Below are 15250 nucleotides of genomic sequence, written 5' to 3' on the forward strand. Positions count from 1 at the left end.
GTTGAATAACGTTATTTTTACAAAAAAATTTAAGTTTTGATTTTAAAAAATTACAAAGCAGTATTTTTAGAGCATCTGGCTAAAAAAATAAAGGTTAAAGAGCCTGCAAGTTTATATGAACCAATTGTTTACATATTAAATTTAGAAGGTAAACGTATCAGGCCAGTATTGGCATTAATGAGTTGTGAAATTTTTGGAGGTAAAGTCAATGATGCATTAGATGCTGCTTTGGCCATTGAAATGTTTCATAATTTTTCATTAATACATGATGATATAATGGATGCAGCTCCGCTAAGAAGGGGAAAAGTCACGGTACATGAAAAGTGGAGTTTAAATACTGGAATTTTATCGGGCGATGCATTGTTAGTTTGGGCAAAGCAGTTGTTAGAGTCTTATGATGGCGATAAGTATAAAAGGTTAAATACCCTATTTACAAAGACTGCGTTAGAAGTTTGTGAAGGACAACAATATGATTTTGATTTTGAAACAACTTTTGATGTTGATGTTAGTAATTATATAAAAATGATTACTCAAAAAACTGCGGTATTGTTAGCGGCATCATTAAAGTTTGGTGCGATAATTGCAGGAGCAAACCAAGAAGATTCTGACAATATTTATCAATATGGGTTAAATTTAGGAATTGCTTTTCAATTGCAAGATGATTATTTAGATATTTATGGTAAAGAAGATTTTGGAAAGCAAAGGGCAGGAGATATTATTGAGAATAAAAAAACCTTTTTGGTGTTAAAATCTTTTGAATTGATGAATGACCAGGATAGAGAAGAATTAATAAAGTTATATGGCGTAAAAGGAGGTTCTGATAAAAAAATTGAAAATGTAATTACGCTTTTTAATAAGTATAAAGTTTCAGAATTAATTCAATTAGAAATTAAAAAGTATACATCACAGGCGATTCAAAATATTGAAAATTTATCGATTAGTGCACAAAAAAAGGAAAGTTTAGTTATTTTTGCAGAACAGTTAATGGAAAGAAAAATATAATATCAAAAAAAATTGTTCAGTTTCTAAATAAGTATTAATATTGCACTCCAAAATTGGACCCATAGCTCAGCTGGTTAGAGCACCTGACTCATAATCAGGGGGTCGAAGGTTCGAGCCCTTCTGGGTCCACTTTTAATTTAGGAAATGAGAGTTTTGCCTAAAATTATAGTAAAATTAAATAATCGAATTATTTATTTTACTATTTCTATAAAGATTAAATGTGTTTTATAGCATGATTATTAAGGCGTTTTAAAATTTTTAAAGTGAAAATAAAAGCTAAAGAACTCATATATCCTAAAAAAGAATTTATATATTTGCAATTAATTAACGAGTTTTTCGTTAGTACTTGCAAAAAGGGGAAGTTTATGTTAAGAAAATATTTGTTATTTCTATCTTTTACGGTGCTGTTTTTTATGTCAGGTAATGCATTTGCACAGATAGGTGGAGATGGACCGCCTGCTCCGGGAGGAGCACCTGGTGACGGGCCAATAGTGCCTCCGCCAAATCCAATAGACGGTGGTTTGGGTATTTTATTAGCTGTTGGTGTTGGTTATGCAGTCAGAAAAATAAAAAAAGTAGACTAACTCTTATATGCTTTTGTTAGTCTAGATACGTATTTCCCTATTACATCAAATTCTAAATTTACCAAATCATTTATTTTTATCGAATTAAAGTTTGTGTGTGCATAGGTGTAAGGAATTATAGCCACACTAAACTTATTAATGTTCGAGTTTAATACCGTTAAGCTCACTCCATTTACTGTAATGGAACCTTTTTCTATTGTAATGTTTTCTGAGTTTTTGTCATAGCTAAAAGTAAATATCCAACTTCCATTTTTCTCTTCTATAGCAATACATTTACCAGTTTGGTCAACGTGACCTTGAACTATATGTCCATCAAGGCGGTCGCCTAATTTCATCGCTCTTTCTAAATTTACTTTATCACTTATTTTAAGTGATTTTAAGTTGGTTTTAGATAGTGTTTCGTCTATTGCAGTTACGGTATAATTATTTTTATTAATATCAACTACAGTTAAACACACTCCGTTATGTGATATGCTCTGGTCAATTTTTAATTCGTTAGTTAATGAGCTTTTTATTGTGATTTGGAGGTTGGTTCTGTCTTTATCTAAAGCGATAACTTCTCCAATGTTTTCTATTATTCCTGTAAACATATAAATCAATTTAAATCAGTACTTTTGTAACTTCAAAAATACGAATTTAATTGTTGTATGAAAAAAAATGAAACCATAAGGGTTGGAATTTCAGTAGGTGATATTAATGGTGTTGGAATAGAAATTATTTTAAAAACATTTGAAGATTCTAGAATGTTAGAGTTATGTACTCCTATAATTTTTGCTTCAAATAAGATACTTTCTGTTCATAAAAAACAACTTAATATTCACACGCAAACCTATGGAGTAGATTCAGTTTCTAAATGTGTTAATAATAAAATAAATCTACTTAATGTGTGGAAAGAACAAGTAGAGGTTGACTTTGGAAAAGAAACTAAAGAAGGTGGTAAATATGCTTTTTTATCATTGCAGGCAGCAGTAAAAGCTTTAAAAGATGATGAAATTGATGTTTTAGTAACTGCACCTATTAATAAGCACAATATCCAGTCTAAAAAATTTAATTTTAGTGGGCATACAGAATATTTAGAAGCTAACTTAGAAGGAGAAAGTTTAATGATTTTAATGACTGATGAACTTAAAATTGGTTTGATAACAGGTCATATACCTGTTCATAAAATTGTAGAAACAATAGATGCTGAACTTATTGAAAAAAAGGTCAACTTAATGTATAACTCATTAATTCAAGATTTTAAAATTAGTAAGCCAAAAATTGCAGTTTTAGGTTTAAATCCACATTGTGGTGATAACGGTGTAATAGGAGATGAGGAAGATCAACTAATCAGACCTACTTTAGAAAAAATTCAATCAGAAGGTAAGTTGGTTTATGGACCATATTCAGCCGATAGTTTTTTTGGGTCAGAAGCCTATAAAAATTTTGATGGTATTTTAGCGATGTATCACGATCAGGGTTTGGCACCATTTAAAGCGTTGTCTTTTGGAAATGGTGTAAATTTTACTGCTGGGCTGAATAAAATTAGAACTTCTCCAGATCATGGTACCGCTTATGAAATAGCAGGGAAAGGAAAGGCAAATCACAACTCATTTAAGGAAGCATTATACACAGCAATTGATGTTTTTAAGAATAGAAAGGAATATAAAGAGCTAACTGAAAATAAATTACGCATAAGAAAATAATTTTTATAAAATTTTTATTACATTTGCACGCTCAATTTTGATGGACGCTATGAAAAAGAAAATGTTTGTAATTCCTTTTAGGGGATTAAAAGAAAAAAATCATCAGTTTGAGTATGAAATAAAAAGAGAGTTCTTTGAGTTTTATCAATATGAGGATGTTTGCGATGCCAATCTATTAGTACAATTAGATTTTAATAAAAAAAGTACATTAATAGAGGCTAGTTTTAAGGTGACAGGTTCGGTTGAGGTTATTTGTGATTTAACAAACGAACCTTTTCAGCAGCCCATAGATGCTAAGTTAGATTTAGTAATTAAATTCGGTGAAGAGTTTAATAATGAGGATACAGATATTTTAATTCTACCTCATGAAGCATATGAAGTGGATCTTTCTCAGTACATTTATGAAATGATTGTATTAGCAATACCAATAAAAAAAGTTCATCCTGGAGTAAAGGATGGTACGTTAAAGTCTGAAATATTAGATAAATTAGAAGAATTAAAACCTAAAGAAGAAATTAAAAATAATAAAAGTTCTGATCCTAGATGGGATAAATTAAAAGGACTGTTAACAGATAAATAAGTATAAAATGGCACATCCTAAAAGAAAAATTTCTAAACAAAGAAGAGATAAGAGAAGAACTCATTATAAAGCAACAACTCCTCAAATAGCAAAAGATCCTACTACAGGTGAAGCACATTTATATCATAGAGCTCATTGGCATGAAGGTAAATTATATTACCGTGGTCAAGTAGTTATTGATAGTGAAGAAGCTATTGCATAACCCAAAACTTATTACTGCAAAAAAACCCTCTTTTTTGAGGGTTTTTTTGCGTTTTGTCGTTAATTTAAGGGAAAACTACATCTTTTTATTGAAAAAACGAAATAAAATTCATTACATTTGAAATCTATTTTATTGAATTGATTCTATCTTTTTACATTTTAAAGCATGGTCATTTTGTGACTAACTAATGTCTTTATGAGTTGAATATCAACTTTAAATGGAAAAGTTTAATTAATTTATCAATACCTACTAAAAAAAACATATGACTAAAATTACTGCTGCCATAACAGCTGTTGGAAAATATGTTCCTGACCATGTACTAACAAATCAGATGTTAGAAAGTATGGTGGAGACTAATGACGAATGGATTACTACACGGACAGGAATTAAAGAACGAAGAATTTTAAAAGAACCTGGTAAAGGAACTTCTTTCTTGGCTATCAAAGCTGCTGAAGATTTATTATCAAAATCTAATTTAGACCCTAAAGATATTGATTTAGTAATTGTAGGAACAGCTACGCCAGATATGCAAGCAGCATCAACATCAGCTTTTGTAGCTTCACAAATTGGAGCCACAGAAGCTTTTTCATTTGATTTAGAATCTGCTTGTTCTAGTTTTCTTTTTGGCATGTCAACAGCTGCTAGATATATAGAATCAGGTAGATATAAAAAAGTATTGTTGATTGGGGCAGATATGAACTCTTCAATGATTGATTATACAGACAGAGTAACTTGTATAATTTTTGGTGATGGGGCAGGAGCAGTATTGTTTGAACCTAATACTGATGGTTTTGGTTTACAAGATGAATATTTAAGAAGTGATGGTAACGGAAGAGAATATTTAAAAGTTGCTGCTGGAGGTTCGTTAATGCCAGCAACTGAAGATACCGTAAAACAAGGATTACACTATGTTAAACAAGATGGTAGAACTGTTTTTAAATTTGCAGTTTCCAATATGGCTGATGTAAGTGAAAAAATTTTAGAAAGAAATAATTTAACCAAAGATGATATATCTTGGCTAGCACCACACCAAGCAAATAATCGAATTATAGAGGCAACAGCCAATAGAATTGGGTTAGATATGGAAAAAGTAATGGTAAATATCCATAAATATGGAAATACAACTTCTGCTACTTTACCTCTTTTGCTAGCTGAATATGAAAACCAACTCCATAAAGGAGATAATATAATTTTTGCAGCATTTGGTGGAGGTTTCACATGGGGAGCCATCTATTTTAAATGGGCATACAATTCAGATAATTAACCTAATAAAATCTAAACTAATGGATTTAAAAGAGATACAAAACTTAATTAAGTTCGTTGCTAAATCTGGTGCAAACGAAGTTAAATTAGAAATGGAGGATGTTAAAATAACCATTAAAACAGGTGCTGAAAAAACTGAAACTACAATTGTTCAGCAGGCACCAACCGCACCAGTTCATATGGCTCCAGCTCCAGTGCAACCAGCTATAACAACTGCAGATAGTACAGCTGATTCTGCTAAAGAAGAATCTAAATATGTTACAATAAAATCACCCATTATAGGTACTTTTTACAGAAGACCTTCTCCTGACAAACCAATTTTTGTTGAGGTTGGAAGTACAATTAATCCTGGTGATACTGTTTGTATTATTGAAGCCATGAAGCTTTTTAATGAAATTGAATCTGAAATTTCTGGTAAAATAGTAAAGGTTTTAGTTGAAGATGCTTCTCCTGTAGAATTTGATCAACCTTTATTTTTAGTTGATCCATCATAACAATTAAAAATTCCAATCTTTAAAATTCCAAATTTCAATTGATTTGAATTTGGCGTGTAAAAACCCAAGTAACATTGGGAGAATTTTTTAAAAAGAAAAGTTATGTTTAAAAAAGTGCTTATTGCAAATAGAGGAGAAATAGCTCTTCGAATTATACGGACCTGTAAGGAAATGGGCATAAAAACGGTAGCTGTGTATTCCACTGCAGATGCTGAGAGTTTACATGTAAGATTTGCTGATGAAGCTGTATGTATTGGACCTCCTCCTAGTAGTGAATCTTATTTGAAGATGTCAAATATTATGGCTGCAGCTGAAATTACTAATGCTGATGCCATACATCCTGGATATGGATTTTTATCAGAAAACTCTAAGTTTTCTAAAATGTGTGCAGAGCATGATATAAAGTTCATCGGTGCTTCTCCAGAGATGATTGATAGAATGGGAGATAAAGCTTCTGCTAAAGCAACTATGAAAGCGGCAGGTGTACCATGTGTTCCCGGTAGCGATGGTGTTATCAAAGATTTTGAAGAATGTAAAAAAATAGCTTTAGAAACAGGTTATCCTGTAATGCTAAAAGCAACTGCTGGTGGTGGAGGAAAAGGAATGCGAGCTGTTTGGAAAGAGGAAGATTTGAAGAAAGCTTGGGATTCTGCAAGACAAGAAGCTGCTGCATCTTTTGGTAATGATGGCATGTATATGGAAAAATTGATTGAAGAGCCTAGACATATTGAAATACAAATTGTTGGTGATTCATATGGAAAAGCTTGTCATTTATCTGAAAGAGATTGTTCAATACAACGTCGACATCAAAAACTTACAGAAGAAACTCCATCTCCTTTTATGACTAAACCATTACGTAAAAAAATGGGAGAAGCTGCTGTAAAAGCTGCCGAATTTATTAAATATGAAGGTGCTGGTACAATAGAGTTTTTAGTTGATAAACATAAAAATTTCTATTTTATGGAAATGAATACTCGAATTCAAGTAGAGCATCCAATTACTGAACAAGTAATAGATTTTGATTTAATTCAAGAACAAATTTTAGTAGCTGCTGGAGTGCCAATTTCAGGTAAAAATTATACACCAAAATTGCATTCTATTGAATGTAGAATAAATGCAGAAGATCCATATAATGATTTTAGACCTTCACCAGGTAGAATAACTACCTTGCATTCGCCAGGCGGACATGGTGTAAGATTAGATACACATGTTTATGCTGATTATGTAATACCTCCTCATTACGATTCTATGATTGCTAAGTTAATAACTACAGCTCAGACCAGAGAAGAGGCTATTAATAAAATGAAAAGAGCATTGGATGAATTTGTTATTGAAGGAATTAAAACTACAATACCTTTCCATAGGCAATTAATGGATCATCCAGATTATTTGGCAGGAAATTATACTACCAAGTTTATGGAAGACTTTAAAATGAATCAAGAATAGTTTAAAAAGAATAAAAATCCCAATTATAATCGGGATTTTTTTATTTCATTACTGATTTTACCTATTTTTGTTTAAAATTATAATCAAATGAAGGAAAAGGACTTGCATATTGATGGAATAGATAAGATTATTCTTAAAAATTTAATGGAAGATGCTAGAGCTCCTATTTTAAGCATAGCTAGAGAAGTTGGAATTTCTGGAGCTGCAATTCATCAGAGATTAAGAAAATTAGAAAAATCTGGATTAATAGTTGGTTCTAAATTTGTTGTAAATCCTAAAGTTCTTGGATTTAAAACATTAGCTTTTGTTGGAATTTTTTTAGATGCTGCAAGTACCTATAAAGAAGCATTAAAACGATTAAAAGAAATTGATGAGGTAATAGAAAGTCATTACACCACGGGTAACTACGCTATCTTTGTAAAAATTTTATGTAAAGATAATGAGCATTTAATGCAAGTATTGAATAAACAAATTCAAGGTATTAAAGGAGTTTCAAGAACTGAAACTTTTATTTCATTAGATCAACAAATAGATAGGCAATTAAAAATCTAGGTTTTTAATTTTTATAAACCGTTATCATTATTTATTAAAGTATAAAAAAGGTGAATTTATAATTAAATTCACCTTTTTTATACTTTAATTTAATCTCTACTACCTAAAATTCTAATACCCCAATATAAAAGCATAGCTAAAGAACCTAGTGCTGCAACTAAATATGTTCTAGCTGCCCACTTTAAAGCATCTTCTGAACCTTTATATTCTTCTGGGCTAACTATATTTTTATTTTTTAACCAGGCTAATGCACGATTGCTAGCATCATATTCAACAGGTAAAGTTATAAAACTAAAGAGGGTACCTAAAGCCATAAACACTAAGCCAGCTAAGGCAATATAAAAGCCAAGTCCTCCAGTACTTCCACTAGTTGCAGCACCTAAAATTATACCTCCAATAACCATATATTGTGAAAATTTTGAAGTAATGCTAACAATAGGAACTAGTTTAGAACGCATTGTAAGCCATTGATAAGCTTGAGCATGTTGCACGGCATGTCCAACTTCATGAGCAGCAACAGCTGCTGCAGCGGCATTGCGTTGGTTGTAAACACCTTCACTTAAATTCACTGTTTTTTTTAGAGGGTTATAATGGTCAGTGAGCATTCCTGGTGTGGAAATAACTTGAACATTGGTTATGCCATGATCTGCTAACATTTTGGTCGCAATCTCTGCACCACTCATTCCATTTCTTAATTGTACTTTAGAGTAATACTTAAATTTACTTTTGAGTTTATTACTAATTAGCCAGCTTACTAAAGAAATTACTCCTATTAATACATAGAATCCTATCATAGTTATTATACTTTTAAATTTATTTTATTTTTGTTTATAATTTTTATTTTTAACGAAATATAATTCAGTTCAAAATAAGAAACTAAATTTGGTTAAAAATAAATAATCTTGGTAAATTAATAGCATAAACTATTCCAAATAATTTTATGATGTTAAAATTTAAGTTAAAACATTTAATTTTCCTTACTTACCAAAGATAAAACTATGCATCAACAAATACTTATGACAAAATGACAAAGATACCTGATATTCTACTTATTTATACTGGAGGTACTATTGGAATGGTAAAAGATTATGATTCAGGTGCACTTAAAGCTTTTGATTTTGAGTATCTTTTTGATAAAATACCGGAGTTAAAACAGTTGCATTGCAATGTAGAAACGATTTCATTTGAAGAGCCTATTGATTCTTCAAATATGAATACTTCCTATTATATCCAAATACTTGAAATAATTGAAAAGTATTATAATAATAAAGATGGGTTTGTGGTGTTGACAGGTTCAGATACGATGTCATATACATCTTCAGCAATAAGTTTTATGGTAGAGAACCTTACAAAACCTATAATTTTTACAGGCTCTCAATTGCCTATTGGAGATTTACGAACTGATGCAAAAGAGAATTTGATTACAGCTATACAAATTGCATCTTCAAGACAAAATGATAGACCTGTTATCACAGAAGTAGGTTTGTATTTCGAATACAAATTATATAGAGCCAATAGAACTTCAAAAATAAATGCAGAACAATTTGAGGCTTTTACATCATCAAACTATCCTCCAATAGCAGAAAGTGGTGTTCATTTAAAGTTTGAACACCATCTTCTTTTTAGACCTGATAAGAATAAAAAAACTTTTTTCAGAAAAAAATTAAATAATAATATTGTAATTTTGAAGCTGTTTCCTGGCATTACTAAGGAAGTTGTAAAAGCTATATTAAACATTCCAGGTCTTAGAGGTGTTATTTTAGAAACTTATGGTTCTGGTAACGCACCTACTAGCACATGGTTTTTATTATTATTAAAAAAAGCAATTGACAAAGGTATTTATATAGTTGATGTTTCGCAATGTGTGGGTGGAGGTGTACTTTTGGGACAATATGATACAAGTATAAAATTACAAGCGTTAAATATAATAAGTGGGAAGGATATTACTGTAGAATCTGCCGTGGCTAAGATGATGTATATGTTAGGTGAAAATATAGCTTCTGAAAATTTTAAATTGATTTTTGAAAAATCTTTAAGAGGAGAATTGAGTGAATAAGTAGTTAGAAAATTTTTTCTACTAAAAAAAATGTTTTTATTTGACGTTCTCTAAAAAAAATACTTAATTTTGAGGAGAGGTGACCGAGTGGCTGAAGGTGCACGCCTGGAAAGCGTGTTTACAAGAAATTGTAACAAGGGTTCGAATCCCTTTCTCTCCGCAAATAATATTGTATATAATAAAAAAATTTATATCTTTAACCCCGTTAACTAAATTAATAATTAAGAATCAAACAATGAGAAAATTACTTACCATCCTTGCAATCACAGGATTATTATTTCTAGGTACAGTTCAAAACAGTTATGCAATAACTACTGTTCAAACTGAGCAAGCAGCAGAAACTGCAACAGAGAGTAAAACATTTCACCAAATCTTAAAACAACGCTTCATAGAAGGTGGACCTTTCTTTATGGGAATTGTGTTAATTACCTTAATATTAGGTTTAGCAATTGCTATTGAAAGAATCATTTACCTCAACATGGCTAGTACCAATACTAATAAATTGGTTGGCAATATAGAAGAGGCATTATCTTCGGGTGGTGTGGAAGCTGCAAAGGAAGTTTGTAGAAATACAAAAGGGCCTGTTGCTTCAATTTTTTATCAAGGTCTTGATAGAATGGACGAAGGTGTAGAACAAGCAGAAAAAGCTGTTGTAAGTTACGGTGGCGTGCAGATGGGCTTGTTAGAGAAAAACATTTCATGGATATCATTATTTATTGCCTTAGCTCCAATGCTTGGTTTCATGGGTACTGTAATTGGTATGATTGGAGCGTTTGATGCTATTGAAGCAGCAAATGATATTTCTCCTGGTGTTGTGGCTGGTGGTATTAAAGTAGCTTTATTAACAACAGTATTTGGTTTAATTGTTGCAATTATTCTTCAAATATTTTACAACTACATTATCTCTAAAGTAGATAGCATTGTAAATAGTATGGAAGATGCTTCTATTTCTTTAGTAGATTTATTAATTAGACATAAAAAATAATAAACCATGAATAAATCAAAAATAGTAACTATTGTAACTGCTGTTTTAGGATTGGTTGGTGTTTTTTTCTTGGTCAGAATTATAATGGCTGGAGATGATGCTATTGAGACTGATGCAGCCTTACAAGGTAATATAGTGGATCCACTAATCGGTTTTGCTACATATTTATTAATTGCAACGGCAATACTTGCCATTGGATTTTCAATTTGGAATATGTTAAGGCATCCAGAATCATTAAAAAAGACATTAATCACTTTTGGAATATTTATCGGTTTATTTTTAATTGCATATTTTACAGCATCTGATGAGTTAGCTACTGATGCACAAGGTAATGCCATTGTAATAAAAGATATGTCAGATAAAATATTGACAGGAGATGCAGCTCATGCTCTTACAAAAAAGGTAACAGGTTTAATCAATTTTACTGGTATTTTAGGATTGATTGGTTTAATTACTATAGCATGGGGGTTTGTGAAATCACTAGGTAAATAATAAAACTATGGCAAGAAGAGACACACCTGAAATTAATGCAGGATCTATGGCGGATATTGCATTCTTGTTATTAATTTTCTTTTTAGTAACAACAACTATGGATACCGATATGGGTATTTCACGTAAGTTACCAGAAAAGCAAGACCCTAATATAAAACCGCCTGTCTTAAAAGAAAAAAATGTATTTGAAGTAAACGTTAACCGAAATGATGAAATTTTGGTTGAAGGTGATACTTATATGCAAATAGATGAGCTTAAAGAGGCTGCTATTAAATTTATAGATAATGGTGGTGGTACTGCTGCAGATTTGCAAAAAGAAGGTTTAACACCTTGTACTTGGTGTGAAGGGGATAAAGACCCTGAATCTTCTGATCATCCTAAAAAAGCGGTTATTTCGTTACAGAGTGATAGAGGAACATCTTATAAAATGTATATAGCAGTTCAAAATGAATTGGTAGCTGCATATACAGAACTTAGGAATAGATATGCTGAAAAGAAATATGGACGTCTTTTCGACCAATTATCTTCATCACAGCAACAAGAAATTACAAAAAATATCTATCCTCAAATTATTTCTGAGGCAGAACCTAGAACCTAATAAATATAATTAAGATATGGCAAAATTTGGAAAAAAGAAAAAAGGAATGCCTGCTGTAAATACTGCGGCTTTGCCGGATATTGTATTTATGTTGTTATTCTTTTTTATGGTAACTACGGTAATGCGTGAAACTGAATTGAAAATTTTAACCCCTAAACTACCATCTGCTGATCAGGTTAAAAAATTAGAAAAAAAGAGTTTGGTTAGCTATATTTATGTTGGTAAGGCTAAAGATGGTACACCAGGAGATAAAATTCAACTTAATGATAGAATTTCTAGTATAGATGAAATTAGAAGTTTTATTTATGCTGAAAGAGCACAGCGTTCTGAAGCTGAAATTCCCTTGTTAACAACTTCAATTAAAGCAGATAGTGAGTCTAGTGTAGGTACTATTACAGATATTAAATTAGAGTTAAGAGATGTTAATGCATTAAAAGTTAATTACTCTACTGTAAAAGGAAGTGCAATGGATAATATTAAATAAATATTTTATTTTATAAAATTATAAAAAAGGCAATCTGGAAGGGTTGCCTTTTGTTTTTATATATTTGTATATATGATCCGGTTTGTTTTGTTTTTCTTTATGTCCTGTGGTATTACTTCAGCACAAACGTCAAATTCTCTAAGTTATGATTCTATTAAGGATAATAACTATTTAGAGGATCAAATCTATGTAGGATTATCATATATTTTAATGGATAAAATGCCAGATAGCATTTCTAGTAATGGATTTTCTAATAGTTTAACTTTGGGGTTTATTAAAGATATTCCACTAAATAATCGTAGAAATATTGCATTTGGTGTTGGTCTAGGTTATGGACGGCATACCTATTATCAAAATTTGAAAATTACTAAGATTAACGATGTTATACAATTTGGTGTAGCAAATGATTTTAAAAGTAATAAATTTTCGATGCATGCTATTGAAGTGCCTATAGAACTTAGATGGCGTACTTCTACTGTGGATAGGTATAAATTCTATAGAATTTATTTTGGAGGTAAAATAAGTTATGCATTTGCTACCAATGCTAAATTTAAGGGAGATGATAATACTATTAAAATAAATGGAATTGATAAACTTAATAAGTTACAGTATGGTTTAACACTTTCAATGGGATATGGTACATTTAATTTGAATGCTTATTATGGATTATCAGATTTGTTTTCTAATTCATCTTATTTGAATTCGAAACCTTTAAATATTAAAGATTTTAGAGTAGGATTAATTTTTTATATACTTTAGAGCATAAAAGTAAAATATACGGCTACCTGAGATACTATTCCAATAAAAAAACCAATAATTATTTCTTGAAGAGTGTGAGCTTTTAATTGTAATCTGGCAGTACTTATAACGCCTAATAATATAAAAAGAGCCATAATTAATGGTAAAAGGTTAATTTTATACTGAAAAGAAATTATTATTATAAATCCAATCTGACCAGCAATAGCTAAGGAATGTAAACTTGTTTTAAAATTAAAAATAAACAATATATATACTAAAGCTAAGGATAGACTAGAAGCCATAAATGAATATCCTAATATATCTACAATGTTAAATTTTAGAAGTAAATTTCCTATTAAGTAACAAAGAACAGTATAAAAAATAACTGGAAACTTACGTTCTTTTATACTATCCATATAAAAGTTATCAATCAACTTTATCTTTCGTAAAATAAACAGTAAAAATATTGGTAGGATATACGTAGAAACAAAAACTAATAATAAAATGCGATAAGCTATTTCTTTAGGTATATGATTAGGAATGATTATAAAATATAATAATACACTAGCAATAGGGACAATTATTGGATGAAAAACGAAAGAAATAAGTTTAGCAAGCTGCATTTGTTTATTTTAAATTTCCTTTCGTAATCTAGCCACAGGAATGTTCAATTGCTCTCGGTATTTTGCAACTGTTCTACGAGCAATTATGTAGCCTTTATCTTTTAAAATTTTAGCCAGTTTTTCGTCAGTTAAAGGTTTTTTCTTGTTTTCTTCTTTTATAACTGTATCTAATATTTTTTTAATTTCTCGTGTTGATACTTCTTCTCCTTGGTCAGTCATCATAGATTCCGAGAAAAAATCTTTAATTAATTTTGTGCCGTAAGGAGTGTCTACATATTTACTATTGGCAACTCTAGAAACTGTTGATACATCCATATGAATTCTATCAGCAATATCTTTTAAAATCATGGGTTTGAGTTTACGTTCATCTCCAGTTAAAAAATATTCCTTTTGCATATGCATAATGGCATTCATAGTGAGTAAAAGTGTTTGTTGTCGCTGTTTAATAGCATCAATAAACCATTTGGCTGCATCTAGTTTCTGTTTAATAAATTGAACTGCATCCTTTTGTGACTTAGATTTGTTTTTAGATGCAGCATACCCTTTTAACATATTGTTATATTCGTTAGAAATATGCAATTCAGGGGCGTTTCTTGAATTTAATGTTAAATCAAGTTCTCCTTCAATAATGCGTATAGAAAAATCTGGAACTATTTGCTCTACTATTTTATTATTATTAGCATAAGAGCCTCCTGGTTTTGGGTTTAATTTTTCTATTTCATCTATAGCTCCTTTCAGTTCGCTCTCGGTAATATCAAATTTTTGAATTAATTTTTTGTAATGTTTTTTTACAAAATGCTCAAAGGCATTTTCTAGTATTTTTATAGCAAGAGCTCTTTCTTTTGTTACAGATTTACGTTTTAGTTGAATTAATAAGCATTCTTCTAAGCTTTGAGCTCCAACTCCAGCAGGGTCTAACCTTTGAACATAACCTAACATTCTTTTAACTTCTGAGGCTTCTGTAAATATATTTTCAGAAAAAGCTAAATCATCTACAATATCATCTATGTCTCTTCTAATATAACCACTTTCATCAATACTACCCACCAAGAATTCTGCAATTTGATATTCTTGATCATTAAGTCTAAAGGTATTAAGTTGGTTGGTTAAAAATTGGTTGAATGAAGTTCCAGCGGCATAAGGAATGCTTTTCTCATCATCATCACTACTGTAGTTATTACTTCGTAATTTATAACTGGGCATTTCATCATCACTCAAATACTCGTCAATGTTTATATCTGTTTCAATGGTTTCAGTTCCTGTATCGTCGTAATCATCATTTTGTAGATCGCTATCATATTCATCGCCTTCATCTTTACCACTATTTAATGCAGGGTTTTCTTCAATTTCTTGTTTTACTTTTTGTTCAAAAGCTTGCGTAGGCAATTGAATCATCTTCATCAGCTGAATTTGCTGTGGAGATAATTTTTGTAATAATTTATATTGAAGACTCTGTTTTAACATTG

The 15250-nt window shown here is 30.6% G+C and carries 19 protein-coding genes and 2 tRNA genes; 17 read left to right on the forward strand and 4 right to left on the reverse strand.

The genetic code is table 11. The features are described from left to right. The first annotated feature begins 36 nt into the window (after positions 1-36). The 3 genes from EGM88_RS11340 (at position 37) to EGM88_RS11350 (ending at position 1586) form a co-directional block, all read left to right on the forward strand. Positions 37-1002, forward strand: coding sequence for a polyprenyl synthetase family protein (locus EGM88_RS11340; protein WP_123898409.1), 966 nt, complete (start codon positions 37-39; stop codon positions 1000-1002). Between the two features lie 55 nt (positions 1003-1057). Continuing rightward, positions 1058-1131, forward strand: a tRNA-Ile gene (locus tag EGM88_RS11345). A 236-nt stretch (positions 1132-1367) separates the two neighbouring features. Next, the gene (locus tag EGM88_RS11350) at positions 1368-1586 is read left to right on the forward strand and encodes a PID-CTERM protein-sorting domain-containing protein (RefSeq protein ID WP_123898410.1); all 219 of its coding nucleotides are present in this window, start codon (positions 1368-1370) and stop codon (positions 1584-1586) included. Here EGM88_RS11350 and EGM88_RS11355 read toward each other — a convergent pair. Then, complete coding sequence (locus EGM88_RS11355; protein WP_123898411.1) at positions 1583-2176, reverse strand: riboflavin synthase; 594 nt, start codon at positions 2174-2176, stop codon at positions 1583-1585. The genes EGM88_RS11350 and EGM88_RS11355 overlap by 4 nt on opposite strands. A gap of 57 nt (positions 2177-2233) precedes the next feature. On the opposite strand from EGM88_RS11355, the gene pdxA reads away from it, so the two are divergent. From pdxA to EGM88_RS11390, 7 genes are all read left to right on the forward strand, one after another. After that, a complete protein-coding gene (pdxA, locus tag EGM88_RS11360; RefSeq protein WP_123898412.1) occupies positions 2234-3271 on the forward strand; it encodes a 4-hydroxythreonine-4-phosphate dehydrogenase PdxA in 1038 nt (345 codons plus the stop codon). Between the two features lie 49 nt (positions 3272-3320). Continuing rightward, a complete protein-coding gene (locus tag EGM88_RS11365; RefSeq protein ID WP_123898413.1) occupies positions 3321-3851 on the forward strand; it encodes a YceD family protein in 531 nt (176 codons plus the stop codon). Positions 3852-3858: 7 nt separating this feature from the next. Beyond that, positions 3859-4053, forward strand: coding sequence for a 50S ribosomal protein L32 (rpmF, locus tag EGM88_RS11370; protein ID WP_123898414.1), 195 nt, complete (start codon positions 3859-3861; stop codon positions 4051-4053). 262 nt (positions 4054-4315) lie between these two features. Beyond that, positions 4316-5317 carry a beta-ketoacyl-ACP synthase III gene (locus tag EGM88_RS11375; protein ID WP_123898415.1) on the forward strand — a complete coding sequence of 334 codons (1002 nt, stop codon included), beginning with the start codon at positions 4316-4318 and terminating at the stop codon, positions 5315-5317. Between the two features lie 19 nt (positions 5318-5336). Further along, on the forward strand, positions 5337-5810 hold the full coding sequence (gene accB, locus EGM88_RS11380) for an acetyl-CoA carboxylase biotin carboxyl carrier protein (protein WP_123898416.1): 474 nt from the start codon (positions 5337-5339) through the stop codon (positions 5808-5810). A 102-nt stretch (positions 5811-5912) separates the two neighbouring features. Beyond that, complete coding sequence (gene accC, locus EGM88_RS11385; protein WP_123898417.1) at positions 5913-7256, forward strand: acetyl-CoA carboxylase biotin carboxylase subunit; 1344 nt, start codon at positions 5913-5915, stop codon at positions 7254-7256. Between the two features lie 87 nt (positions 7257-7343). Further along, on the forward strand, positions 7344-7808 hold the full coding sequence (locus EGM88_RS11390; protein WP_203229457.1) for an Lrp/AsnC ligand binding domain-containing protein: 465 nt from the start codon (positions 7344-7346) through the stop codon (positions 7806-7808). 89 nt (positions 7809-7897) lie between these two features. On the opposite strand, the gene EGM88_RS11395 is transcribed toward EGM88_RS11390, so the two are convergent. Further along, on the reverse strand, positions 7898-8602 hold the full coding sequence (locus EGM88_RS11395; protein ID WP_123898418.1) for a zinc metallopeptidase: 705 nt from the start codon (positions 8600-8602) through the stop codon (positions 7898-7900). 230 nt (positions 8603-8832) lie between these two features. On the opposite strand from EGM88_RS11395, the gene EGM88_RS11400 reads away from it, so the two are divergent. The 7 genes from EGM88_RS11400 (at position 8833) to EGM88_RS11430 (ending at position 13182) form a co-directional block, all read left to right on the forward strand. Continuing rightward, positions 8833-9864, forward strand: coding sequence for an asparaginase (locus EGM88_RS11400; protein ID WP_123898419.1), 1032 nt, complete (start codon positions 8833-8835; stop codon positions 9862-9864). Between the two features lie 73 nt (positions 9865-9937). Further along, a tRNA-Ser gene (locus EGM88_RS11405) sits at positions 9938-10024 on the forward strand. A 75-nt stretch (positions 10025-10099) separates the two neighbouring features. Continuing rightward, on the forward strand, positions 10100-10849 hold the full coding sequence (locus tag EGM88_RS11410; RefSeq protein WP_123898420.1) for a MotA/TolQ/ExbB proton channel family protein: 750 nt from the start codon (positions 10100-10102) through the stop codon (positions 10847-10849). A 6-nt stretch (positions 10850-10855) separates the two neighbouring features. After that, positions 10856-11341: a hypothetical protein gene (locus EGM88_RS11415; protein ID WP_123898421.1), complete on the forward strand. Its 486-nt coding sequence runs from the start codon at positions 10856-10858 to the stop codon at positions 11339-11341. Positions 11342-11348: 7 nt separating this feature from the next. Next, positions 11349-11939 (forward strand): ExbD/TolR family protein, encoded by a 591-nt coding sequence (locus EGM88_RS11420; RefSeq protein WP_123898422.1) that lies wholly within the window; start codon positions 11349-11351, stop codon positions 11937-11939. 16 nt (positions 11940-11955) lie between these two features. Then, positions 11956-12423 carry an ExbD/TolR family protein gene (locus EGM88_RS11425; RefSeq protein WP_123898423.1) on the forward strand — a complete coding sequence of 156 codons (468 nt, stop codon included), beginning with the start codon at positions 11956-11958 and terminating at the stop codon, positions 12421-12423. A gap of 99 nt (positions 12424-12522) precedes the next feature. Then, positions 12523-13182 carry a porin family protein gene (locus EGM88_RS11430; protein WP_162497572.1) on the forward strand — a complete coding sequence of 220 codons (660 nt, stop codon included), beginning with the start codon at positions 12523-12525 and terminating at the stop codon, positions 13180-13182. Here the strand turns inward: EGM88_RS11430 and EGM88_RS11435 are convergent. Together EGM88_RS11435 and rpoN are read right to left on the reverse strand one after the other, a co-directional pair. Further along, positions 13179-13784, reverse strand: a complete 606-nt coding sequence (locus EGM88_RS11435) for a hypothetical protein (RefSeq protein WP_123898425.1) — start codon at positions 13782-13784, stop codon at positions 13179-13181. The genes EGM88_RS11430 and EGM88_RS11435 overlap by 4 nt on opposite strands. A 9-nt stretch (positions 13785-13793) precedes the next feature. After that, the gene (gene rpoN / locus EGM88_RS11440; protein ID WP_123898426.1) at positions 13794-15248 is read right to left on the reverse strand and encodes an RNA polymerase factor sigma-54; all 1455 of its coding nucleotides are present in this window, start codon (positions 15246-15248) and stop codon (positions 13794-13796) included. Positions 15249-15250 lie beyond the last annotated feature (2 nt).

It is taken from the genome of Aureibaculum marinum (assembly GCF_003813905.1).
GTDB lineage: Bacteria > Bacteroidota > Bacteroidia > Flavobacteriales > Flavobacteriaceae > Aureibaculum > Aureibaculum marinum.